This window comes from Virgibacillus dakarensis (assembly GCF_900155625.1).
Taxonomy (GTDB): domain Bacteria; phylum Bacillota; class Bacilli; order Bacillales; family Amphibacillaceae; genus Lentibacillus_C; species Lentibacillus_C populi.
This window is the reverse complement of the sequence record NZ_LT732554.1, coordinates 2,390,850-2,411,063: the sequence shown is the minus strand read 5'-3', so window position 1 is coordinate 2,411,063 and position 20,214 is coordinate 2,390,850. Positions and strand designations below refer to the sequence as shown.

21 protein-coding genes are annotated in these 20,214 nt (G+C 35.6%); 2 read left to right on the top strand and 19 right to left on the bottom strand.

Translation table 11 applies throughout. The features are described from left to right. Positions 1-25 precede the first annotated feature (25 nt). The 14 genes from CZ382_RS21050 to CZ382_RS20985 form a co-directional block, all read right to left on the bottom strand. Positions 26-658, bottom strand: coding sequence for a response regulator transcription factor (locus CZ382_RS21050; protein ID WP_088053052.1), 633 nt, complete (start codon positions 656-658; stop codon positions 26-28). Next, entirely contained in the window at positions 651-1,694 is a 1,044-nt protein-coding gene (locus tag CZ382_RS21045; protein ID WP_088053051.1) for a sensor histidine kinase, read from the bottom strand. Before CZ382_RS21045 ends, CZ382_RS21050 begins: the two co-directional genes overlap by 8 nt. Continuing rightward, positions 1,691-2,422, bottom strand: a complete 732-nt coding sequence (gene liaF / locus CZ382_RS21040) for a cell wall-active antibiotics response protein LiaF (protein ID WP_088053050.1) — start codon at positions 2,420-2,422, stop codon at positions 1,691-1,693. The genes CZ382_RS21045 and liaF overlap by 4 nt, the downstream gene beginning before the upstream one ends. 251 nt (positions 2,423-2,673) lie before the next feature. Then, a complete protein-coding gene (locus CZ382_RS21035; RefSeq protein WP_088053049.1) occupies positions 2,674-3,309 on the bottom strand; it encodes a PspA/IM30 family protein in 636 nt (211 codons plus the stop codon). A 17-nt stretch (positions 3,310-3,326) separates the two neighbouring features. Then, on the bottom strand, positions 3,327-3,680 hold the full coding sequence (locus CZ382_RS21030; protein WP_088053048.1) for a lmo0954 family membrane protein: 354 nt from the start codon (positions 3,678-3,680) through the stop codon (positions 3,327-3,329). A gap of 406 nt (positions 3,681-4,086) precedes the next feature. Next, positions 4,087-4,494 (bottom strand): nucleotidyltransferase substrate binding protein, encoded by a 408-nt coding sequence (locus tag CZ382_RS21020; RefSeq protein ID WP_088053046.1) that lies wholly within the window; start codon positions 4,492-4,494, stop codon positions 4,087-4,089. Continuing rightward, a complete protein-coding gene (locus CZ382_RS21015) occupies positions 4,449-4,784 on the bottom strand; it encodes a nucleotidyltransferase family protein (protein WP_088053045.1) in 336 nt (111 codons plus the stop codon). The genes CZ382_RS21020 and CZ382_RS21015 overlap by 46 nt, the downstream gene beginning before the upstream one ends. Before the next feature lie 137 nt (positions 4,785-4,921). Continuing rightward, positions 4,922-5,977: a M42 family metallopeptidase gene (locus tag CZ382_RS21010; RefSeq protein ID WP_088053044.1), complete on the bottom strand. Its 1,056-nt coding sequence runs from the start codon at positions 5,975-5,977 to the stop codon at positions 4,922-4,924. A 50-nt stretch (positions 5,978-6,027) separates the two neighbouring features. After that, positions 6,028-6,345, bottom strand: a complete 318-nt coding sequence (locus CZ382_RS21005; protein ID WP_088053043.1) for a type II toxin-antitoxin system RelE/ParE family toxin — start codon at positions 6,343-6,345, stop codon at positions 6,028-6,030. Positions 6,346-6,347: 2 nt separating this feature from the next. Further along, positions 6,348-6,605, bottom strand: a complete 258-nt coding sequence (locus tag CZ382_RS21000) for a type II toxin-antitoxin system Phd/YefM family antitoxin (protein ID WP_088053042.1) — start codon at positions 6,603-6,605, stop codon at positions 6,348-6,350. Between the two features lie 231 nt (positions 6,606-6,836). Then, a complete protein-coding gene (locus tag CZ382_RS24575) occupies positions 6,837-6,968 on the bottom strand; it encodes a hypothetical protein (RefSeq protein ID WP_268811335.1) in 132 nt (43 codons plus the stop codon). Further along, positions 6,955-7,335 (bottom strand): SAP domain-containing protein, encoded by a 381-nt coding sequence (locus CZ382_RS20995; protein WP_088053041.1) that lies wholly within the window; start codon positions 7,333-7,335, stop codon positions 6,955-6,957. Before CZ382_RS20995 ends, CZ382_RS24575 begins: the two co-directional genes overlap by 14 nt. Continuing rightward, the gene (locus CZ382_RS20990; RefSeq protein WP_140392770.1) at positions 7,295-7,450 is read right to left on the bottom strand and encodes a hypothetical protein; all 156 of its coding nucleotides are present in this window, start codon (positions 7,448-7,450) and stop codon (positions 7,295-7,297) included. Before CZ382_RS20990 ends, CZ382_RS20995 begins: the two co-directional genes overlap by 41 nt. Positions 7,451-7,829: 379 nt before the next feature. Further along, complete coding sequence (locus CZ382_RS20985; protein WP_088053039.1) at positions 7,830-8,780, bottom strand: alpha/beta hydrolase; 951 nt, start codon at positions 8,778-8,780, stop codon at positions 7,830-7,832. A gap of 340 nt (positions 8,781-9,120) precedes the next feature. Between CZ382_RS20985 and CZ382_RS20980 the strand changes: the two genes are divergently transcribed. Next, a complete protein-coding gene (locus CZ382_RS20980; RefSeq protein WP_088053038.1) occupies positions 9,121-9,705 on the top strand; it encodes a YjgB family protein in 585 nt (194 codons plus the stop codon). A 470-nt stretch (positions 9,706-10,175) separates the two neighbouring features. After that, entirely contained in the window at positions 10,176-11,537 is a 1,362-nt protein-coding gene (locus CZ382_RS20975; protein ID WP_235000518.1) for a replication-associated recombination protein A, read from the top strand. Between the two features lie 452 nt (positions 11,538-11,989). Here the strand turns inward: CZ382_RS20975 and CZ382_RS20970 are convergent, their stop codons facing one another. From CZ382_RS20970 to CZ382_RS20950, 5 genes are all read right to left on the bottom strand, one after another. Beyond that, complete coding sequence (locus CZ382_RS20970; protein WP_060679783.1) at positions 11,990-13,495, bottom strand: helix-turn-helix domain-containing protein; 1,506 nt, start codon at positions 13,493-13,495, stop codon at positions 11,990-11,992. Positions 13,496-13,606: 111 nt separating this feature from the next. After that, a complete protein-coding gene (locus CZ382_RS20965; RefSeq protein WP_060679781.1) occupies positions 13,607-14,758 on the bottom strand; it encodes a TniB family NTP-binding protein in 1,152 nt (383 codons plus the stop codon). A gap of 157 nt (positions 14,759-14,915) precedes the next feature. Beyond that, positions 14,916-15,926: a DDE-type integrase/transposase/recombinase gene (locus CZ382_RS20960; protein WP_060679780.1), complete on the bottom strand. Its 1,011-nt coding sequence runs from the start codon at positions 15,924-15,926 to the stop codon at positions 14,916-14,918. Further along, positions 15,927-18,593: a TnsA endonuclease N-terminal domain-containing protein gene (locus CZ382_RS20955; protein ID WP_060679778.1), complete on the bottom strand. Its 2,667-nt coding sequence runs from the start codon at positions 18,591-18,593 to the stop codon at positions 15,927-15,929. It lies immediately after the preceding gene. Next, positions 18,577-19,944, bottom strand: a complete 1,368-nt coding sequence (locus CZ382_RS20950) for a TniQ family protein (protein ID WP_159457853.1) — start codon at positions 19,942-19,944, stop codon at positions 18,577-18,579. The genes CZ382_RS20955 and CZ382_RS20950 overlap by 17 nt, the downstream gene beginning before the upstream one ends. Positions 19,945-20,214: the final 270 nt, after the last annotated feature.

Here is a 20,214-nt window from a genome sequence, read left to right as displayed (position 1 = left end):
TCATGTACCTTTTGACCTAGTCGAATTATGTTGCAAGATTGTGTTTAAATGCATAAATGACTGCCTGTGTTCGATCCTGTACTTCCAATTTACCAAGGATATTGCTTACATGTACTTTTACTGTCTTTAACGCAATAAATAGCTGATCGGCAATTTCCTGATTTGTTTTCCCTTCTGCCAAAAGCTTTAAAACTTCCATTTCCCGATCTGTCAATTGAAGGTGAAGCTTTTCGTCAGGCTTTTCCCGCATGCGTGTCATAATTTTCCCCGTAACTTCGGGTTCCAATATCGATTGTCCCTGATGGGTTGCGCGAATCGCTTCAGCAATTTCGTTTGCTTTCGAGGTTTTCAACATATAGCTGGTGGCCCCTGCTTCCAGTGCAGGATAGACTTTTTCATCATCAAGAAAGCTCGTAACAATAATAATCTTAGCCTCAGGCCAGTTCTCAATAATTTGTTTTGTTGCTTCAATCCCATCCATATCTTTCATGACAAGATCCATCAGAATAATATCCGGCTTTAACTCCAATGCCTTGTGAACAGCGGATCCGCCATCGTCCGCTTCAGCTACCACTTCAATATCAGGCTGGGCGGAAAGATAGGCTGATACACCGATTCGAACCATTTCATGATCATCTGCAAATAATACTTTAATCATCGCTCTCATCCTCATTTTTTAATCGCGGAACTTTAACTTCCAACCGAGTCCCCTGATTCGGTAAACTAACAATTTTTAACGTGCCACCAACTTCATATGCTCGTTCACTCATATTTTGCAGACCATATGAGCTTGCACGTGCTTGCTCCACATCAAATCCAATCCCATTATCCATTACACGTAAAATAATGGTATCATCGCGTTCAATTAATAAGACGCTAAACGTTGTCGCTTTGGCATGTCTTAATGTATTTGAAACAGATTCCTGGAGAATTCGGAATAACTGATCTTCTATTCCCTTAGCAATTGTAAATGTTTCTATTTTCCAGTCGATCTCCATCGGTACCTTTTGCGTTAGTTCGACTAAAAGTTCCTTAATACCTTCCTGCAATGATTTACCCTTAAGCGCAACCGGCCTTAGATGCAGCAGCAATGCACGCATTTCCAATTGTGATTGATTGATCATCTTTTCGACCAGTTGCAGCTGGTTCTGCAGTTTCCCATTTTGCGATCCACCAGATTCATTAATTGCAGCCATCAACATCGATACGGCAAACAATTGCTGACTGACCGAATCATGTAATTCCCTTGCCAGACGATTACGTTCCTGAATAACAACCTCTTGCAGGCTTTTTTCCCGTTCATTTGCCCGCTCCGTCGCTAATTTTTGCTTATTTTCTGCTTGGATTCGGAAATTCTGCTGGATTTGTTCCATATGCTTTTGCAGTTCTGTCAATTCCTTGTATGGTTCCTCATCGCTTACAAATTTTTGCTCCTTGACTAGTTCTGCCAGTTGCCGATCCAAAACGTGCAATCTTTGCCGCCAATACCAGCCATTCGCTACTCCAATTACAGTACCTGCTACTATCGGAGTAATTACTACCAGTACTAAAAAGGGAATACCTTCAATTTTCCGTTCCAACAGCACCGTCCAATTATCTAATGGAAAAGCAATAAAGGTGGTCCCAATTACAACGACGGAAATAAACAGGCTAAAAAAAACGGCTCGCATTACTTGTCGAATGATCAAATTCATATCCGCCTCACCTCGATATCACCTGATAATAAAGAGGTAATGATTTTGACACGGGGATAAGCTGAATCATATCCTTCTGTTTGATAGGAAAGGGTTTGGTTCATTAAGTTCCAGTGATGCTCACCAAGAATATGAGCGCGTCCAAATATCGAACTATGATGAATACTAACTTCAACCTCATACGGAATGTAGATTTCAATATTACCAACCAGATGGCGAATCGAGATAATAGCCGTATCATCTGGAAGAACTGTATTACTTAAATCAATCACCCGATCACCAAATGCACCATGGATGTTAATATCACGCCAATAATACGCATTTTCCGCCGTTTTTTGGTCACCAAACACACGATGGTTAAACAATGGTGCCACGCGGATCAGTGCTTCTGTATTCGGATTATTTTGTGTCGAAATGGACGGAATAACCTGATCTTTATCTTTTTTTGATTTGGCATAATCAATAATGAATAAAGCAATACCTGCTACAAGCAAAAATCGTACGGCCAGCATATTTAATACAGAAATCACCAATCCAATAATTCCGATCCAAAATATAAATTTCCCCCATATATGGTAAAATTTCTTCCAGCCTATATAAATAAACAGACCACATACCAAGGCAGAAAAAATCATTCCGCCATGAAAAAAGACAATTTCAATAATAAATAGGATCACCCCAATGATCATGATCCAGTTCAATGTATCTGTCGACAACCTATGAAACATAAGGGCAATCCACCTTTCTATCGAGTATGTTCAAAAAGTAGCCAAAGTAGAATAGTCGGCTGCATAGTTCAAGGGGGCTGGCTTCTGTTTTCGGCGATTGCCGGGACTGATTTTAGCAGAAGCCCCCTTACTGCCGACTATCATTTGGTGACTTTTTACATATCTTCTAATAATTAAACAGACGCATGTCGCTACGCCTGTTTAGTATACCATGTTTTACCTTATTCCTACATTATCAGAATGCAGCAGATTTAATTTGCTTTTTCCTGTTCTTTCATTTCCTTTTCCAAACGAGCAATCTTACTATCGAAGGTACTGCGGTAATAAGAGCTGTTTACCTTATATTCCAGACCTTCAATATAATTTTCCAGCTCCGCAAAACGCGAGTATGGCTTGTCCGAGGATTCTTCGATAACTTTATTCATTTGATGGTGGGCATGGGCAATGTTTTCACGGCCCATTAACTCCATCCGGCGTATGTGCATGTCCTTTAGTTTATGTTTCATTTCTTCATATTTTTGCTCCAGACTTTCCAGCTGATTTACTGCCTCTTGCCTTAACGTTTTCATTCGGTCTGCACGCGCTTGATACTCATCATGCTCTTTCATGGCAAATTGATGCAGCTGTTCTTCTCCCGCTTTTTCAGCAACCTCTGCCTGTTTTAACCGTTTATCAGCGAAGTCCTGTGCTTTGTGATATTCGCTCGTAAATTCATCCTTGAGTTTGTACTGCCGTTCCACAAGTTTGCGGACCTTTTCCTTCTCTTGTTCACTTTGCCGCAAGTATTGATTTAACGCAGCAATCGGATTTTTTTGTTCCTTTTGATCCAATAGGTTATGCAGATCCGCTGAAACGGAATCTTTTATACGTGTAAATAAGTTTGACATGTAGAAACACTCCTTTTTTATTGGTTAAGCTCCGCCCATTGCTTTTCAAAATTTGCGAATGGGTCATCATCCACTATCGTTTTTTCTTTTGCTTCGGAACGATCACTTCTGAAATTTCGGAAAATCAAATACAATCCATATGCCGCTGCCACACCTATTATCGCGTAAATATTGGATAAGCCAATACCGAATACGATCAGTCCTGCTATTACCCAGCCAATTTTTCCGATTGTCGAATCGCTTTTCATAAATTGCTTAAAGATCACATACAACAGCCAAATACTCACTGCCAGCAGTACCATCGGGCCTAACATGGCAAGTAAAACAAACAGTGCCGCCAATCCACCTAAAAACAATAGAAACTTGTTCATGAATGTCGAATCCTCCTTTCCTTATCTTGTCTCTATCATATCGGGTAATTGGGATTTCGATAATGAGCCTGAGCTATATTTTTTAGTAGGGCCTGAGACGTAGGTACCTGGCTCCGCTCGAATTTTGTGGAATAATATTGTAAGCATAAAAATCATGACCACCCGTCCAACGGGTGGTCATGATTTTACAAACTATTATTTTTTAGCGCGAAAATCGCAAGGGCAATAACAAATACGGAAGCAGTCGTTTTACAGAACCAAAACGGGATTTTGATCGGTCCTAATTTAAAGTAAACACGATTAAGGCGATATTTCATAGATCGAGAGAAAGCAGTAATACCGATTAAAATGAGAATTATCGACATCGTATTAACCAAAAGAGACAATGAAATCCACTCCTAATCTCCTATTCCTCATCCATATGAACCCTGTTATCAATACGTTCCATCCAATCACAAAGAAGTGGGTAATATTGAGGTAAAACACCAAAAATTTCAATAGCTAAATCCTCGTTATATGTATAAACAGTTAAATTGCGGTGATCGACCATTCGCAAGCCAGAAACAGTTTCTTCTTCTGTGAAAACACCAACTTCACGAAAAGAACGAATAACCCCCTTTGGAGAACCAATATCCAGGCCTTCAACATCGTATAAATATTGCTTACCCGCTTTCCAGCACGCCTCAAAGCTAAACTCAAAACGTTGAATAGCCGCGTCACGCTCTATACTAGTTGGTTCTTTAATATTTACTAATTCATCAAATACCTTTAGAGCCCTGTTTGCGACTTGGATTCGTTCGAGCAATCTTTCCATTGTATTCCCTCCCTTTTAACCTTTTTAACAATATCCGGATTCGCCTTTGATAAATCCACTAAATCAACACGATATGGCAGCGTTGATTCCTCAATTCTTTCCCGAAGTTCAACCAGTTTTATTGTTGGAATTTCTTCTTGTGATTGCAGTGCTACATCAATATCAGAGGTTCTTTTCTCCTCCATTCGAGCCCATGATCCAAAAAGATATACATTTGCCGGCGTATCTTTTAACGTTGTATTAATTATATTTTTTAGATGCATCAACGTTTGATCTCTGTTATAAGTCATGATAATCACCGTCCGCCATTTTTCACTATTATATCATATTCGATCCATCAACTTAACGTCCTAACGCTGGAATGTAACTGGAACATTAAAAACGAACCCACCCAAATGAGTAAGTTCGCCCTTTTAACGTCACTTCCTTAATACTTAACCATCTCTGAAAGCACATAATAATACAGCAACTGCTCCGTACACTCCAATGATGTTTCATGCGTCCTCTCATAAGCATGGGAGGAGTCGATGCCTGGTCCAATAAGTCCGTGGACAATATCATGACCGGCCCTGATTGCTGCCGATGCGTCTGATCCATAGTATGGGTAGATATCCAATTTATAACTGATATCATGTGATTCCGCCAGCTCAACCAAATGTTTGCGCAACCCGTAATGGTATGGATCGCTAGCATCCTTCACACAAATGGAAACCGTGTACTCATCAGTCGACTGCCCATCTCCCATTGCTCCCATATCAACCGCCAAATATTCAACCGTTTCAGGGGGTATATTCGAGTTCCCGCCATAGCCAATTTCTTCATTGTTTGAGATCAGAAAATGTGTCGTATATGGAAGTGTCACATTTTCCTCTTTCAGTCGCTTGATTAACTGCAGTAAAATACCGACACTTGCTTTGTCATCCAAATGGCGGGATTTTATGAACCCGTTTTCAGTTAGCTCGACACGCGGATCAAATGATACAAAGTCGCCAACTTCAATGCCGAGTTCGCGAATATCCTCAGCATTTTCAACCCTGGCATCAATCCGGACTTCCATGTTTTCCTGATTACGCTTAGCGTCCCCAGCATTTTTATAAACATGGACGGACGTTTGGTGCATCAGAATGGTCCCGGTAAAAACTTTACCACTTGATGTATGAATCTCGCAGTACTCACCTTCAATCGCATTATATTTAAATCCGCCAATCAGATCGAGACGAAGCCGGCCATTACTTTTTACTTCCTTTACCATCGCACCTAGGGTATCTACATGAGCTGTTAACATGCGATGTTCTTTTTCATTTTTACCAGGTAATGTCGCGATTAAGCCACCTTTGCGGTTTCGTCTTGTTGCCACCTGTAAATTCCGTAAAAAAAGATCGACATGCTGAATCACTTTTTCCGTGTAACCGGAAGGACTTGGGATTGCGACTAACTGTTTAATTTGCTCTTTTGTTTCGGTTATGTTTGGATATGTATTCATTTTGCTAACTCCTTTCAAACTATTCATACGTTAAGAGGATTAGAAAATGGTCAAATCAATAGATGTTGCCAATTTCTTCTGCTATATAGTACTCTTGCAATTGAAACTACTTTTGTTTTCTGATCTATCGCATAAAAAACAATATAATTTTCAACCGGCAGATATCTTATCCCCATTTGAGCAAGACGCCTATCTTTAACCAAAGCACCTCGATATGGCATACGTTCCAGGCTCAGAATAGCATCTCCGATTTTAGAAACAAGTTTTCGTGCTAATTCAGGTTCTAATAGCTCCATGGAAATATACCTGCCGATTTCAAGTAAATCATGTTCACCAACATTTGACAAAACAATATTGTAGGATTTCATACCTACAAATCCTTTTGAATATCTGCCAATGCTTCTTTAAATGGTCGTGTCTTATTTTTGTTTATGTCAGCAATACCTTCATCAATCAATTTATACAGTTCAAATTTCCCGATAAGTTTTTCGTATGTTTCAATACTCATTACAGCCAAGTCACCTTGACCGTTTTTCGTAATATAAACTGGTTCATCATATTTATGGCAAAAATCCGATATTTCATTATACCTGTTTCTTAGGTCTGAACTTGGTCGAATAAACGGCATTTGGAGCACCTCCTCAATATATATCGTTATTGTATCATTTTGTTGATATAATAGCCATTTTTCTAGATGGCTATTATTCGACTACTTAATATTCCACACGTATGTGAAATACGTTACGTCATTTTTTCAGTTCAGTACCAAATTCATCTAATAATTCCCCGTCATATTCCTTTGAACCAGGATTATTTTTAACCTGCTGCCATAAATACGCCGCTACCTTCATTTTGTTTTTCATTCCTTTTGTTCTTTCATCGCTATTGAAATCGCGTACAAAATTGTTCCATTGATAAGTTCTGTCTTCAGGGGATGTTGTTCGTATTCTTTTCCATTTTCGTAAATAGCAATCAAGTCAGCTACCGTCATGTCCTGATCGCCCCTGCTCAGCATCTCTTAAAGCAGATGCCATCTCTTTAGTAAAAGAAAACTTTGAAACTTTATAGTATGCTTTAAAAAATTCCCTTGCCTTCTGATTAAATTTAAATCCATCCGGAATCAACTTTGTATCCAACGAAATTTCAGCAGGGCTCTTACGCTTTCTTTGGCCTGAACTTTGCTTCCTTTTATCCGGTATTATTTCACCTTGGAGAAATCTTTTAATTCTATCCTCTAATTCAGCTTTGGTGCCATGTGATGAGAGATTGTGTTCGCGGCAAATTCTTTTCAAGTTCTCCTTGTACCAATAGTGTTGTTCAAATTCCTGAATTGTCATATCCGGATGAAATTGTCTCATTTTGTAAACCTCCCCCAATACTGATCTTTTCCACGTTTGTTTTATGACCTCTAATAAACTTTCTAACCTCTTCCGGTGCCAGTCCGATTTGTTTCGCCATCTGGATCAAGGCAATCCACTCTTCCTCAGCTTGTCGTTCTTATGCTTTACCCAACACGTTCATACATTATTAACTCCCCTGTATTTTTCAAACGACAAGGATCGCTTCGTGGCTTAATTAAAGAAGATGCATTTCCGATGATCTAAGTCTTACACCTGTCGTTCATATCAAACAACGGAAATAAAATATTTTTCCTGCTGCCAGTTCTAGATCTTCAGCAGCTTAAGCTCCAGTTCGTTCATGCGGTCGCAACATGGCATATCTATCGTTTTTGATTCAAACTACAGCGATTCTCGGGAAATCTACAGTGATTATCAAGAAATCTTTAGTGATTCCGGCTCATTCTACAGCGAGTATTCTCCAAGGCTAGTTCTTACCCACCCATTATGAAATATCACTGTTCTACACTGAGTACAAAGGCCTTTTGAAGACTTCTGGCACCATCTTCAAGCGCATCCTTCGCTTCAGGTACAAATCCAGCAAAATTTGCAAATCCATGAATAAGATCATCGTAATTTTTGTAAAAAACTTCTACATCATTTGCTTTCAGTTCGTCAGCATACGCTTTCCCCACATCACGTAACGGATCATACTGAGCTGTTAAAATTGTAGCTGAGGGCAAACCGCTTAAATCATGATACAGGATCGGTGAAGCATATGGATGAAGCATGTCGTCATCACGATTGAAATAATGCTTTCTAAACCAGTTCATCGATTCTAAAGTTAAAAAATATCCTTCTGCATTCTCCTTTAACGAAGGCGGTTCCTCCTTAAATCCTGTTGAAGGATACAAAAGCAGTTGATGACAAACTTCCGGTGCTTTTCGTTCTTTGGCAATAATGCAAGCAACAGCTGCAAGATTTCCGCCGGCACTATCCCCGCCAACAGCAATTCGGTTACGATCAATCGCAAAATCCGCTTCGTGTGTTGCAATCCATTCAAGTGCATCGTAGGCGTCGTCTACCGCAGCAGGAAATTTATGTTCCGGTGCTAAACGGTAACCGACCGAAATAACGATGCATGCTGCTGAATCTGCAAGGAATCGGCAAACAGAATCATGACTGTCCAAATCCCCCAGAACCCATCCTCCACCGTGGTAATAAACCAATCCCGGGTATGGAGCCATCCCTTTATTCGGAGTATAAACTCGTATGGGAATATCCCGACCTTCTAATTGCAGAACCCGATTCTCCACCTTTTTAACTGGTACATTCAGTTGCGGCATATCCTTTATTGATTCCTTTTCCATTTGTCGATAAGCTTTCGGTTCAATTTCATCCATAGGAACTTTCGGAAGTGCATTTAGTTTGTCCAGGAAAAACTGAATTTTAGGATTTACGGGCATGATCATTCTCCTTCATATTAGTTTTTCTTATTCTTTTATGTTATGTCAATGTATATTCATCATCGTAATACATTTAACGAATTGGAATACTTCTTCGACAGTCATTTGAAATTCAAGACAAATGTTCATCGCCAAGCGAAGAGAAGGAATCAATGCCAAAGGGCCTTATTTCACCGTGCAGAAACTAGTTCCGCTGCTCAGCGAAGGAAGCAGTGTGGTCATCACCATGGAAGATCTTTACTTCGTTCATGGCGGCTAGTATTTTTGATGTTTTAAAAAGTAAATGATGGGAAGACAACAAGTAAGAATGAAAAGTTAGTTTTGAGAGGAGAGATAAAGTATGAATGTTAAAAAAGGGTTGTTAGTTGGCGCAACTGCTTTTGGTTTCGCGTTATCTGGGGCAGGGTTGTCGTCCGTTGCTGCTGATAGTTCCGATACTAGTATTCCTGCGTCATCTGTTTCGGGTATCCATTCTTCTATTACGAACCAAGAGGCAGCTGAGTACTTGAACAACATTTATGATCAGGCCTTTACTGGAGAGATGCCCAGTGCGGTTCACGGGCTTAAAATCAATAAAAGCACAAAAAGGGATGTTCACCAAAAGTTAGGTAGTCCTCAAAAGGTTAAGGGCCAATTTGATTTGTATAGCTGGAATATGGGGAATCCCGGATATGGTTTTTCCTATAACAAAGATAATACCATATCTGAAATTCGAAACTTTGGTACAGGTGTTGAAAGACAAACAAACCTTGGTGGAATCACACCTGCCGTATTGAGTGAACAAATAGGAAGTCCGGATAAGATTCTTGCTGTTCCTGACACAAATGAAATGGACTTTGTTTATGAAACGGGAGATTATGAGCTTCATTTTGTCGTTGGCAGTGATCAGACAGTTGATCATGTGAATTTAAAAGAAGCGAAATAGCTGTTTATTTAGTAGGGTTGTCTCAAAATTGAGGCGGACCCTACTTTTGTGTTTTGGATTGCCACAAACGCGCGCTTTTCCCTAATAAGGATTAGCGCCAGTATCGCATATAAGGGCCATTTTGTGGAATAACCTATTGTACAAATTATAGGAATTTGAGATGATTGTTACTAGGCTGGAAAGAAGGTTGAATTCAATTATAAATATAACCATAACTTGAGTTTATAATTCCTAAGGGTGACGGTTTTATTCATATGTGGTTTTGTTAGAATAAGGAACAAATAGAAAGTGCGTGTTTTGAAAAAAAGTTAGGTCAAAACATGAGTTTAATATATTTTTAATTCCCAGTTTCCTTCATTCCAAAGTCGTAGTTCACCCAATATAATTTAATATCGTTTAGGCAATAAATTTTAAGCTATATGCATTTCTGCAACTTGAAACACAATAAAATCGATAAGGAGGTGTTTTTCTTGAAGCAAGGCTCGTTATTTGAAAATGATAATGATAAGCATCGCCCATTAGCTAACAGGGTGCGACCTCAACATTTGGAGGATTTGGTGGGACAGAAACATTTATTAGGAGAAGGAAAGGTTCTACGGGAAATGATTGAGAATGATCAAGTCTCCTCCATGATTTTCTGGGGCCCTCCCGGAGTTGGAAAAACAACGCTGGCTAGAATTATTGCTAATCATACGAAGTCGAAATTTATTGATTTTAGTGCTGTATCAACGGGGATCAAAGATATTCGCAATGTGATGAAAGAGGCCGAAGAAAACAGAGAATTAGGTGATAAACATATCTTGTTTATTGATGAAATTCATCGGTTTAATAAGGCGCAGCAGGATGCTTTTCTGCCCTATGTTGAGAAAGGAAGCATCATCCTTATAGGTGCAACTACTGAAAATCCTTCTTTTGAAGTAAATTCTGCTTTGTTGTCACGCAGTAAAGTTTTTGCTTTATACAACTTATCGAGTAATGAAATAGTTGAATTATTACAAAAAGCTATTGCCGATCCAAAAGGGTTTGGTGATCAGCATATTCAACTGGAAGATGGTGTACTGCAGGCAATAGCGGCGTTTTCTGATGGTGATGGGAGAATTGCTTTGAATACTTTAGAAATGGCCGTACTCAACGGAAAAGAACAAGAAGATTCCATTGCTATTGGAAAAGAAGATCTTTCCCAAATTATTGAAAGGAAGTCGCTTCTATATGATAAGGACGGGGAAGAACATTATAACATCATATCAGCACTCCATAAATCGATGCGAAATAGTGACGTTAACGCATCTATTTATTGGTTATCACGAATGCTGGAAGCTGGAGAAGACCCCTTGTTTATTGCGAGGAGATTGGTCAGATTTGCTAGTGAAGATATTGGTTTAGCAGACAACAGGGCTTTAGAGATAGCGGTAGCTGTTTTTCAATCCTGTCAATTTATTGGAATGCCGGAGTGTGATGTACACCTTACACAAGCCGTCATTTATCTTTCAATGGCACCCAAGTCAAATTCCGCCTATGCAGCCTATTCAAAGGCCAAAAAAGATGCTAAAGAATCCATGAATGAACCGGTTCCCATGCAGTTACGCAATGCACCAACAAAAGAAAAAGATATTGTAGTGACGAAAAGTTTAGCGTATCTGGATGTAATGACGATGCACCACCTATGGAAACAATGGAGTTCGGATCGATTCTTCCCCAAGGATCGTTGGGTTGAAGCTTTCGTAATTAATCGTTGTCTAGATCCCTGCAGTAAAATTAAGACTCATATACACTATACATTAAAAAGAAAATGGATGTATTTCGAGTCCTTGGAGAAATCTACCTATTCTTAAGAATAGAACAAAAGAAAAAACGAGCTGGGTGGATTCTAAGCAGATATAATTCTGTTACTCCAAGAAAATGGGAAGTATAGTGATGATCAATTAAACAAAAAGAGATTATTCGAAGAAGGTTTTTTTGCGCTATAACAAATTTCCTTTAGATAATGTTTTATTATGTGACGTAAAGCATATAATTTCCTAGAAATAAAGCATATAACTTCCAACCCTAGAGCCACAAGGTATCTCAGCTCTTTTTAAAAGACTTATTAACCCAAAAGACTACTACCATTCAAATACAATCGAGTAATAACCTCTTTTTTCTACTTTTAGGAAGCTTTATGCTTTACAATTTTATTTTAGGAAATTATATGCTTTACATTTCTATTTTAGGAAACTATATGGTTTACTTAATTTCAGTACCCTTTTACACTCAATTTTAGATTAACAATTGTAGAATTAAATATTCAATTATATCCTAAACTTTCCAAAGCCTCCTTCCAAGCCTGTTTTACCCATTCTTTTCTAAATAAATGCTTATTTTCGAGATTTTCTAGTACCTTATTTGAACTAGGATAAATTCCTTTTTGATGTAAAATATTTACAATTTCTTTAATATCTCTTTTTATAATTTGAACCCTCTTCCTTTTTAATTCACTAATATACTCTTCATATCGTTTAACGACCTTTTTGCATAAATTTGGGGCAACTCTTTTTGCAGTTATTAAAGTTATACCATAATCTCTTGAAAACTGATTTAAACTTATGGGGGTATCCAGACTTAAACAATCTGTTAACATTTTTTCAATTTCGATTCTTCTTTTTCTTACCTGTTGTTCTCTATAATAATTATAGCTTTCTGTTATCTCTTCACATAATTTAGGAAAATTCCCTTTTGCGGTGGGTACATAAAAACCATACTCTTTGGATATTTTATTTAGACTTTTTGGCTCATTTGAATTGACCTCTTTCCTTAGACAATTTTCAATCTCACTTATTGGGATAGGTTTCTGTGGTGTAAAGCTATCTTTTTTTATTTCAAGCACTACCTTTTTATTATTGTCATAAAGCATCTCATAAATAGTTAAACCTATTTTTCGACCAATTTTTAAAAGACTTTCACTTGAAGGATGTCTTCTTCCTTTTACCCATGAATTGACCGTTGCTGAATTTAACTCTAAAATATTTGCCAACTTTGCTACACTTTTAATATCTAATTTCTTCATTAATCTATTTAAAAAGTTTGAAATAAAAACTCTTGTTGGGTAAATTGATTGCTTTGATGAATTTGCAAGCAATTCCTTATAATTTTGGAAAATAAATATATCTTCCTCGGTTAAAATTTCTTTATTAAATACCAATTCACCTCCCAACCACGATCCACAATATTGACAATATCCAACCATTAGTTCCTTATGCAAATACGGTAAATTTCTTTTACAATTTGGACACTGGTCGTGTAGTACTACTTCATGTACTTCGCATTTTTTTATATCAGAAATATACCAAATTAGCGGTTCATATATAATCTTTGAATCGGATTTCATTTTATTTAAGCATATTGGACACCACTTTCTATATCTACAAAAGAGTTTTGTTGAAAAAATCCCTTGCCAATTTAACATTGTCAGATTACGTAGATCATCTCTACTTGTTAATAATTCCAATGCATTACAATATTCCAAAGTAACGGGACTATTCTCATTAATAAAATGTGAAGTATCCTTAATTATTCCTTGTCTAAGTTGATCTTTTAAATAATCTATATTTAGCATAGGTGCAATTACTTTACTCAGCAATGGTGATACAGCTAAATTATGATTTTCCGCGATTCTAGAAATATAACTTGATAGACTTTCTACATAAGGTGTGCCAATTCCAATCGGTTCAATATTATATAACTCTGTTCTGGTGGATAAAAAATAATCTACTATTCTTTGTTCATCTGTTAAACTGCTTAAATATAAATTCATTACTGATTCCTCCTGATGTATGATAATGCGTTAACAAGTAAATCTAAGAAATAAAAAATTGAGCAGGAAATACCTACTCAATTTTTCTTTAATATTTTATATCCCCTAAGCTTAGGCCAATCCTACAGTATCCCTTTCTGGTTTTCTAATTCCCGGCTTAGGATTATTTTTTCTTTTTGGTTTTTCATTATCTTTCTCATTTTTAATTCCCAGCAAGGTTTGAAGCTCATTTTTGTCTTTTTTATTATCACTGAAATAGTACTCTCCAGTAATTGCCTCTTTTGCTAGTGTTAAAAGCTTTTTTGTTTGTAAAGCATTTCTTTTCAAATTTTGATAGGTAATAGTTTTCTCTTCTTTTTCTATAGCATCTGAAAGGCATCTTTGTAACCAATTCTTCAGAATACCAGCACACCCAATGGAATTCTCATATATATATTCCGAGTACTTCTTTAAATCGGGTTCCTTCTCCACAGGTAGCAATTTCTGAAAGGTCAATAATAAAGCTTGGAAGTACCTTCTATCTTCCGCATTGGTATAATCATACCTCGGAAAGTGAATTTCCTTAACCCTTCTAGATAACTGACCATCTAAATTGAAAACAGCATTTAAATCATAAGTTCCAAATAAAACAATTTTTGTGGTACTCATGTTTGCTAATGATTTAATAGAATTAAATTGCCTTTGGTTCTGTTCACTGTTACCCCTTTTTTCTGAATTAATTTTAAAAAAGTGCTGAGCTTCATCAATTAGAAGTGCTTTTGTTTTCCTGTTAAAAAATGCACTCTCTATTGATCTACGTAGCTCTGGCGCAGTATTTGCATTAAGGGGGTTGTTACTGTTACTTTTCTTATTTTTCCTATTTTTCTTTTCAATATCAGTAACATCAATCTTATAATCAATTAATGGATCCCTTAATGATGAAAGTACTCTATAATAGAAATCTTTCCAATTGAACTTCCCTAAATCTGGATTTGGAAGCTCTATACCAGAGATAGGGATAATGCTTCTATCTTTCTCAGTTTCTTCTTCCATATCTTTAAGAACAGATAACATTGTTGCAGAAAAGAGTCTGGATTTCCCAACTCCTGATGGGCCAACGACCATAATGATGTTTTGAGAGCCTTTATAAATTTCATTTTTTAATTCATCTGAAACTTGTTTCATTTTTGTATGGCTAACAGTAAAATCATTAAAAAATTTTTCGCGCTCTTTCTTAGATTTTGTTAAAAGCTCTTCTTCAAATAATCTTTGTTTTTTTGTCACCTAAACCAACTCCTCGCAACCCCACAATCATCATATACGCTCTCTGAACAATTGAATCGCCCATAGTTTCACTTTATTTAATCAGGTTTCTTCATTATTAATTATCTTTAAGTCAGGCCTTACAGCTTATAATTTTATCCATTCTCTGTCTTACCATTTAAATACTTATAACACTAAGTTGGCATCGAATCCATTGATTATTAACATACGCATATAATATTCCAGTATTTAATGGATCAAATTTAACCTCAACCTTAGTATACTCAATCATTGGATCGTTAAATTGTTCGCACCAATAATATAAATAGTTTAATTTAATTCCCCGTCTTGGTTGAACTTTTCTGGTTTTACCTTTTGGGGAAGGTAGTGTCATCAAAATAAAATTTTCGTCATAAGGAATATAGATATTCGGACGTCCGGATACTTCAAAAGAATTAAGGAATATTTCTTTGGGACTTTGTTGAAGTGATAGGTTTATATAATTGTCATATACATTATAAATCCAGTTTTCAAGTCGTTTATTTAAGGTCTCAAGTGTCCATACAACGTAGTTTTTGGAGTCCACAGAATTATTAACCTGCTGTACATTTCTCGTGTTTCCCATAAGGATTTGGATAAATAATTTATTTGTTAAACCAAATAATCTTTCTACCACATTATTAAATCCTGCTTTTAGAAGTGGTCTTTGTTTCGTATGGATTCCATAAGTTGCAAGTAAAGTTTCAAAATCAACACTATTAAATTCCATTCCACTATCTACTACCAAATTTTTTGGAAGCCGGTTATATTTTTTTACGCACTTCCTTATAACCATCATACAACTATTGTAAGAGGGTTCTTCAAAGGTTAGATAAAAGGCAAGAACCCTTCTTGAATAATCATCAATCATTAGTGTTAACCAAAGTCGCTTAGAATGCTTACCATCAATTTCTACTTCTATATCTAATTTGGCATGGTCAATATATACTGTTTCGAAAATACCTTCAGCATATTTCGAAGTAGTAAATTCTAGTTCTTTATAAAATCCCTCATATTTATATAAGGTTCTTCTTCCTTCCTTTCCAAGTCCATACTTTTGCTCATTTGTAATTTCATTTAAAATATCTTCTCGTTCATTCTTAGATTCTGATGAAGGGTATTTTTCAAATAATCTTTTTTCCTTTGTCACCTATATCAACTCCCCAAATATCTCAAGATCGTCGTCATCATAAATATCATCTGTTTCATTAGAATTACTATCTTCCACATTTTCATCATTTGATCTATCGTTGCTTTCAAAGACCTTTAATTCAGGTTTAGTTGAAGCTAAATTTTCATTTATTAATTCTTCTTCTTTTAATTCAGAGTCTATAATATATTGTGCAATCATTTTTGCTGTCACTGTATTGTTTTGTGAATATAATTTATTCTTTTGCCTGATTTCTTCTGTAATAATTTTCATTTGTTTTTCACTTTTACCATATAAATATTTGTAACCTTCAGATTGGCATTCTACCCATTGATCTCCTACATATGCATATGCAATTCCAATATTGAAAGGATCATATTTTACTTCAACTTGGGAATTTTCAATTTTTGGATTTCTGAATTGGTCACACCAATAATATGAATATGATAATTTAATACCTTTACCCGGATGTACTTTTCTAGTTTTTCCTTTTGGAGATGGTAATGTCATTAAAATAAAAGTATCATCATAAGAAATATAGGTATTCGGACGACTTCCAGAAACATTAATTGATTCTTCATATGATTCTTTTGGACTTTGATGAAGCGATGGATTTATTTTATTGTCATAAACTATATTAAACCAGTTCTCAAGGGCTTCATTTAAAGTTTCTAGTGTCCAAATTGCATGGTTTTTCGGATTTACTGATTTAGTAACTTGTCTTACATTTTTTGTTAATTGTGTGTTTCCAGCAAGGTTATGAATAAACAATTTATTAGCTATGCCGAATAATCTTTCCACATCATTTCCATATCTTGATTTTGCAGCAGGTCTCTGTTTCTTGTGAACACCGTAAAAGGCCAGTAAAGACTCAAAATATACACTATGAAATTCTTTTCCCCCATCCAGAACAAGGAAGTTAGGTAGTCGGTTATAATTCTTTACACATTCTCTAATAATCATCATGCAACTCCGGTATGAAGGTGGTTCAAATGTTAGATAAAAGGCAAGGACCCTTCTAGAAAAGGCATCAATCATCACGGTAAGCCACGGTCTCATGGTCTTATGACTAGTAAGTTTTAGTTCAATATCTAGCTCAGTATGATCAATATGCGCCAGTTCGAAAATACGCTCCCCATGCTTCGGAGTAGTAAATTCTAATTCAGTATAAAATTCCTCAAACTTATATGCTGCTCTTCTTCCCTTTCTAGATTCTGCTACTTCATATTTAGAAAGATTATTAATCGCAGTACACAATGTTTGGTATGATGGTGGATCAATATTAAGTTCTTCACATTTAACTAACAATTCACGATAAACTTGTTTCGCTGTTTTAGACTTAATGTTTTTATAACTTTGATCAATTACACCACTCATTATTTTTTCTGTTTCCGGTGGCAATTTCGAATTTTTATTTCCTTTTTTTTTTGTTCTGGGAAGAAGTCCGACAAAACCATTTCCATATAATTCTTCTGCATCATTGTATTTTTTTACCCAATTTCTGAGACTTCTTCTAGTAACATTTAAATGAACATTTTCTCCGTTTAGATACTTTGTAACAATTTCATATTTCTTATTTGCCTCTTCTAAGTCCTTTTCACTAGCTTCGGCAATCATCTTGTTTAATTTAATACTTTCTTTATTGTTATTACTTTCCACAGCCTTTATATAACCTTCTGATATATATGATTCAAACAAGTGGATTGGTAATTCAGCATGTTCATTTGTACTTTTTGAATATAGAAACACTTTTTTATTGCCACTGTCGTAATTTAAGATAGTCCAAGCACTATCTCCCCATAAAATACTATTCCCGTTTTTTATTTCAATCATCTTAGGTGAAATTCTTTTTCTACTTGATTTTTCAATTATCGAAAAACCCTTATGCTGTTGTTTATTTAGATATACCTTTACACTCTCTGGTTCGGTTATTAAATCGTTGTACAAATCAATATAGATGATGTTATTTGCTATTAAGTCATATATATCATCAGAGGTAAACCGTTCCTCTGCATTTTGAATAAGCTCTAGTATGGTTATACCGGGCGCAGATATTATTGCCTCCTTAATCTTTGCAATAATTTGATCTTCGGGTTTATGCCCATTGGTAATATAATCTTCCAGAAATTCAAGGTTACGTTGAAGTATCCAATTAATCTCAGATGACGAACGTACAAGAAAATCCAAACCAAACTGTATTGCATAATTTTTTCCGAGTGCGAATTCCCATCTTCCATTATTTCTAAAATATCTATCTGGTTTTTCCTGAGACTTTTTAATAAGATGTTCTTCTGTCTTGCACTCTACCCAATAGGCTCTTTCCTTTTCGATTACAAAAAAATCTGCTGTATACCAATAAGCCATTTTTCTATTTTTATCTTTCTTACTTTGAAAATAATTCAATTTTATTTTGGGTGGTTGATCATAATACTCCAAAACATCATCATTAAATTCCATCATATAGATAGTTGGTAATTCAACCTTATGGCTCTCAAATTGAATGGTAACCCCCATCTTTTTACTACTATACCTTCCACTAACGTTATTTCTACCTCCCCCAACCCGTCTTGCTGGAGGGGACTGTCTTATCCGTTGAATTTCCTTCTTTGCCTCTTCCGTTAAGTCCATTCTTGCTGCCCATTCATCAAACTCACTTGAACTCATCATTTAAATATGTCCTCCTATTCTTATACTCATAACCACTTTGTACTAATAAAAATTTCCAATAATCTTGTAAAACCTTTTCTTTTAAAACCCCATTTTTATTAATCTTGTCTTCAATTTTTCTACGACTAGGATATAATCCTTCATTTTCCAACTCATTAAAGGCTAGATTAATTTGTTCTTTTAACCTTTTAATTCTTAGCTCTGACTTTTCTTTTATATAGTCGTAATATCTCCTCGATATTTGTTTACAAAGATCCGGAAAATTTCTGTACAATACCCTCTTATCCCGACCAATTACTTTTGCAACTGAATTCATCGATATTGGAGTATCTGTACTTAAATGTTCAATCAGTTTTTTCTCAATTACATCATAATTAAGTGGTTTTCGAGTTTGTTTTGTTTTATTATTAATGACCCGCTTGTCATTAATTTGAAATATATTAACATCTAGTTTTTGAGATTCTAAGAGGAAATCTAAAATTTCTTTATTTAATTTAAAACATATTTTTAGTATGTTATCTAAAGAAGGAAAGTTTTGACCATATAGCCAATATCGGAGAGTGCTTTTTGGGATACTTAGGTGACTTGAAAAACCCGCAACATTATTTGAAAAACGTTCTTCATTTATTACTTTCAATTTGTTTATAAATGTATGCTTAAAACTTTGAACGTCTATCTTGTTATGATTTATTGATAAAATATCTTTCAAATTTTCATAAACATAAAGTTCCCACCTAAATTTTTCTAGATTGATCCTTTTGCTTTCGCTATCTTGGGCTAATATAGAGAAACAATTTGGACAATAGCCGGGAACCATTTGTCTACGTATGATATCAACTTTCTTTTTACATATAGGACATCTATCAATCAAAAAACGACTATGCTTTTTGCAAATCTCTACAGGTTTTAAATGCCATATCAGTGGATAATAAATAACCTCTCCATTTTTCTCCCAAGTTCTAATACAGTCAGGACACCAAGTAAGTGTATCCTTCAACAAATTTCTCAATGGAATGAATTCTTTTAGGTTGTACAAGGTTAAATTAATTAGGTCATCTCTGGATGTTAACTTTTCAACTGTCCATGCAAGTTCAACAGCATTTTCCATGTATCCATTTACAGTTTTTGCCTTTTCATAAAAACGGTTCCCCCCATAAGCTGAAGCCCGTTCTAAATAACCTTTATTCATTTCAGGAAAAATCATCTTATTAAATAAATGACCAACAGATATGTTATGTTCATATGCTACCCTAATTAAATAACTGCTCAGGCTTTCAACTAACTCAGTTTGTAAACCAATTGGTTCAATACTGTATAAATCACTTCTAGAATCTAAATTTATTTCTATCATTCTATTACACCCCATATATTTAATAGACTAATAGTTATTATTGCCATATAGAATATTTAAATATGCACCTTTTCCTTATCAGGTCGTTTCACGGGCATAAACGGTCTGTTTAGGGCTTTATTTGGATTAAAGTAAGGTATTTTTGTATTTATTCACACATGAAAATAAGGTCTAAATATACGATTAAAGTACATTTAGACCTTATTTTTAAAATTATAATTAGCTATTCGAATAGCTTTTTTAATAGAGTATAATACTTAAAATTATCTT

Excerpts from the sequence above, each read along its gene's own strand:
- CZ382_RS21050 (WP_088053052.1), bottom strand. The coding sequence starts at position 658 with ATGATTAAAGTATTATTTGCAGATGATCATGAAATGGTTCGAATCGGT.
- CZ382_RS24575 (WP_268811335.1), bottom strand. The coding sequence starts at position 6,968 with ATGACGGTAGCTGACTTGATTGCTATTTACGAAAATGGAAAAGAATAC.
- CZ382_RS20970 (WP_060679783.1), bottom strand. The coding sequence starts at position 13,495 with ATGAATTTATATTTAAGCAGTTTAACAGATGAACAAAGAATAGTAGAT.
- CZ382_RS20950 (WP_159457853.1), bottom strand. The coding sequence starts at position 19,944 with ATGATAGAAATAAATTTAGATTCTAGAAGTGATTTATACAGTATTGAA.
- CZ382_RS21005 (WP_088053043.1), bottom strand. The coding sequence starts at position 6,345 with ATGAAATCCTACAATATTGTTTTGTCAAATGTTGGTGAACATGATTTA.
- CZ382_RS20995 (WP_088053041.1), bottom strand. The coding sequence starts at position 7,335 with ATGAGACAATTTCATCCGGATATGACAATTCAGGAATTTGAACAACAC.
- CZ382_RS21045 (WP_088053051.1), bottom strand. The coding sequence starts at position 1,694 with ATGAATTTGATCATTCGACAAGTAATGCGAGCCGTTTTTTTTAGCCTG.
- CZ382_RS21020 (WP_088053046.1), bottom strand. The coding sequence starts at position 4,494 with ATGGAAAGATTGCTCGAACGAATCCAAGTCGCAAACAGGGCTCTAAAG.
- liaF (WP_088053050.1), bottom strand. The coding sequence starts at position 2,422 with ATGTTTCATAGGTTGTCGACAGATACATTGAACTGGATCATGATCATT.
- CZ382_RS21015 (WP_088053045.1), bottom strand. The coding sequence starts at position 4,784 with ATGACTTATAACAGAGATCAAACGTTGATGCATCTAAAAAATATAATT.
- CZ382_RS20985 (WP_088053039.1), bottom strand. The coding sequence starts at position 8,780 with ATGCCCGTAAATCCTAAAATTCAGTTTTTCCTGGACAAACTAAATGCA.
- CZ382_RS21010 (WP_088053044.1), bottom strand. The coding sequence starts at position 5,977 with ATGAATACATATCCAAACATAACCGAAACAAAAGAGCAAATTAAACAG.
- CZ382_RS21035 (WP_088053049.1), bottom strand. The coding sequence starts at position 3,309 with ATGTCAAACTTATTTACACGTATAAAAGATTCCGTTTCAGCGGATCTG.
- CZ382_RS20980 (WP_088053038.1), top strand. The coding sequence starts at position 9,121 with ATGAATGTTAAAAAAGGGTTGTTAGTTGGCGCAACTGCTTTTGGTTTC.
- CZ382_RS21030 (WP_088053048.1), bottom strand. The coding sequence starts at position 3,680 with ATGAACAAGTTTCTATTGTTTTTAGGTGGATTGGCGGCACTGTTTGTT.
- CZ382_RS21000 (WP_088053042.1), bottom strand. The coding sequence starts at position 6,605 with ATGCCGTTTATTCGACCAAGTTCAGACCTAAGAAACAGGTATAATGAA.
- CZ382_RS20955 (WP_060679778.1), bottom strand. The coding sequence starts at position 18,593 with ATGATGAGTTCAAGTGAGTTTGATGAATGGGCAGCAAGAATGGACTTA.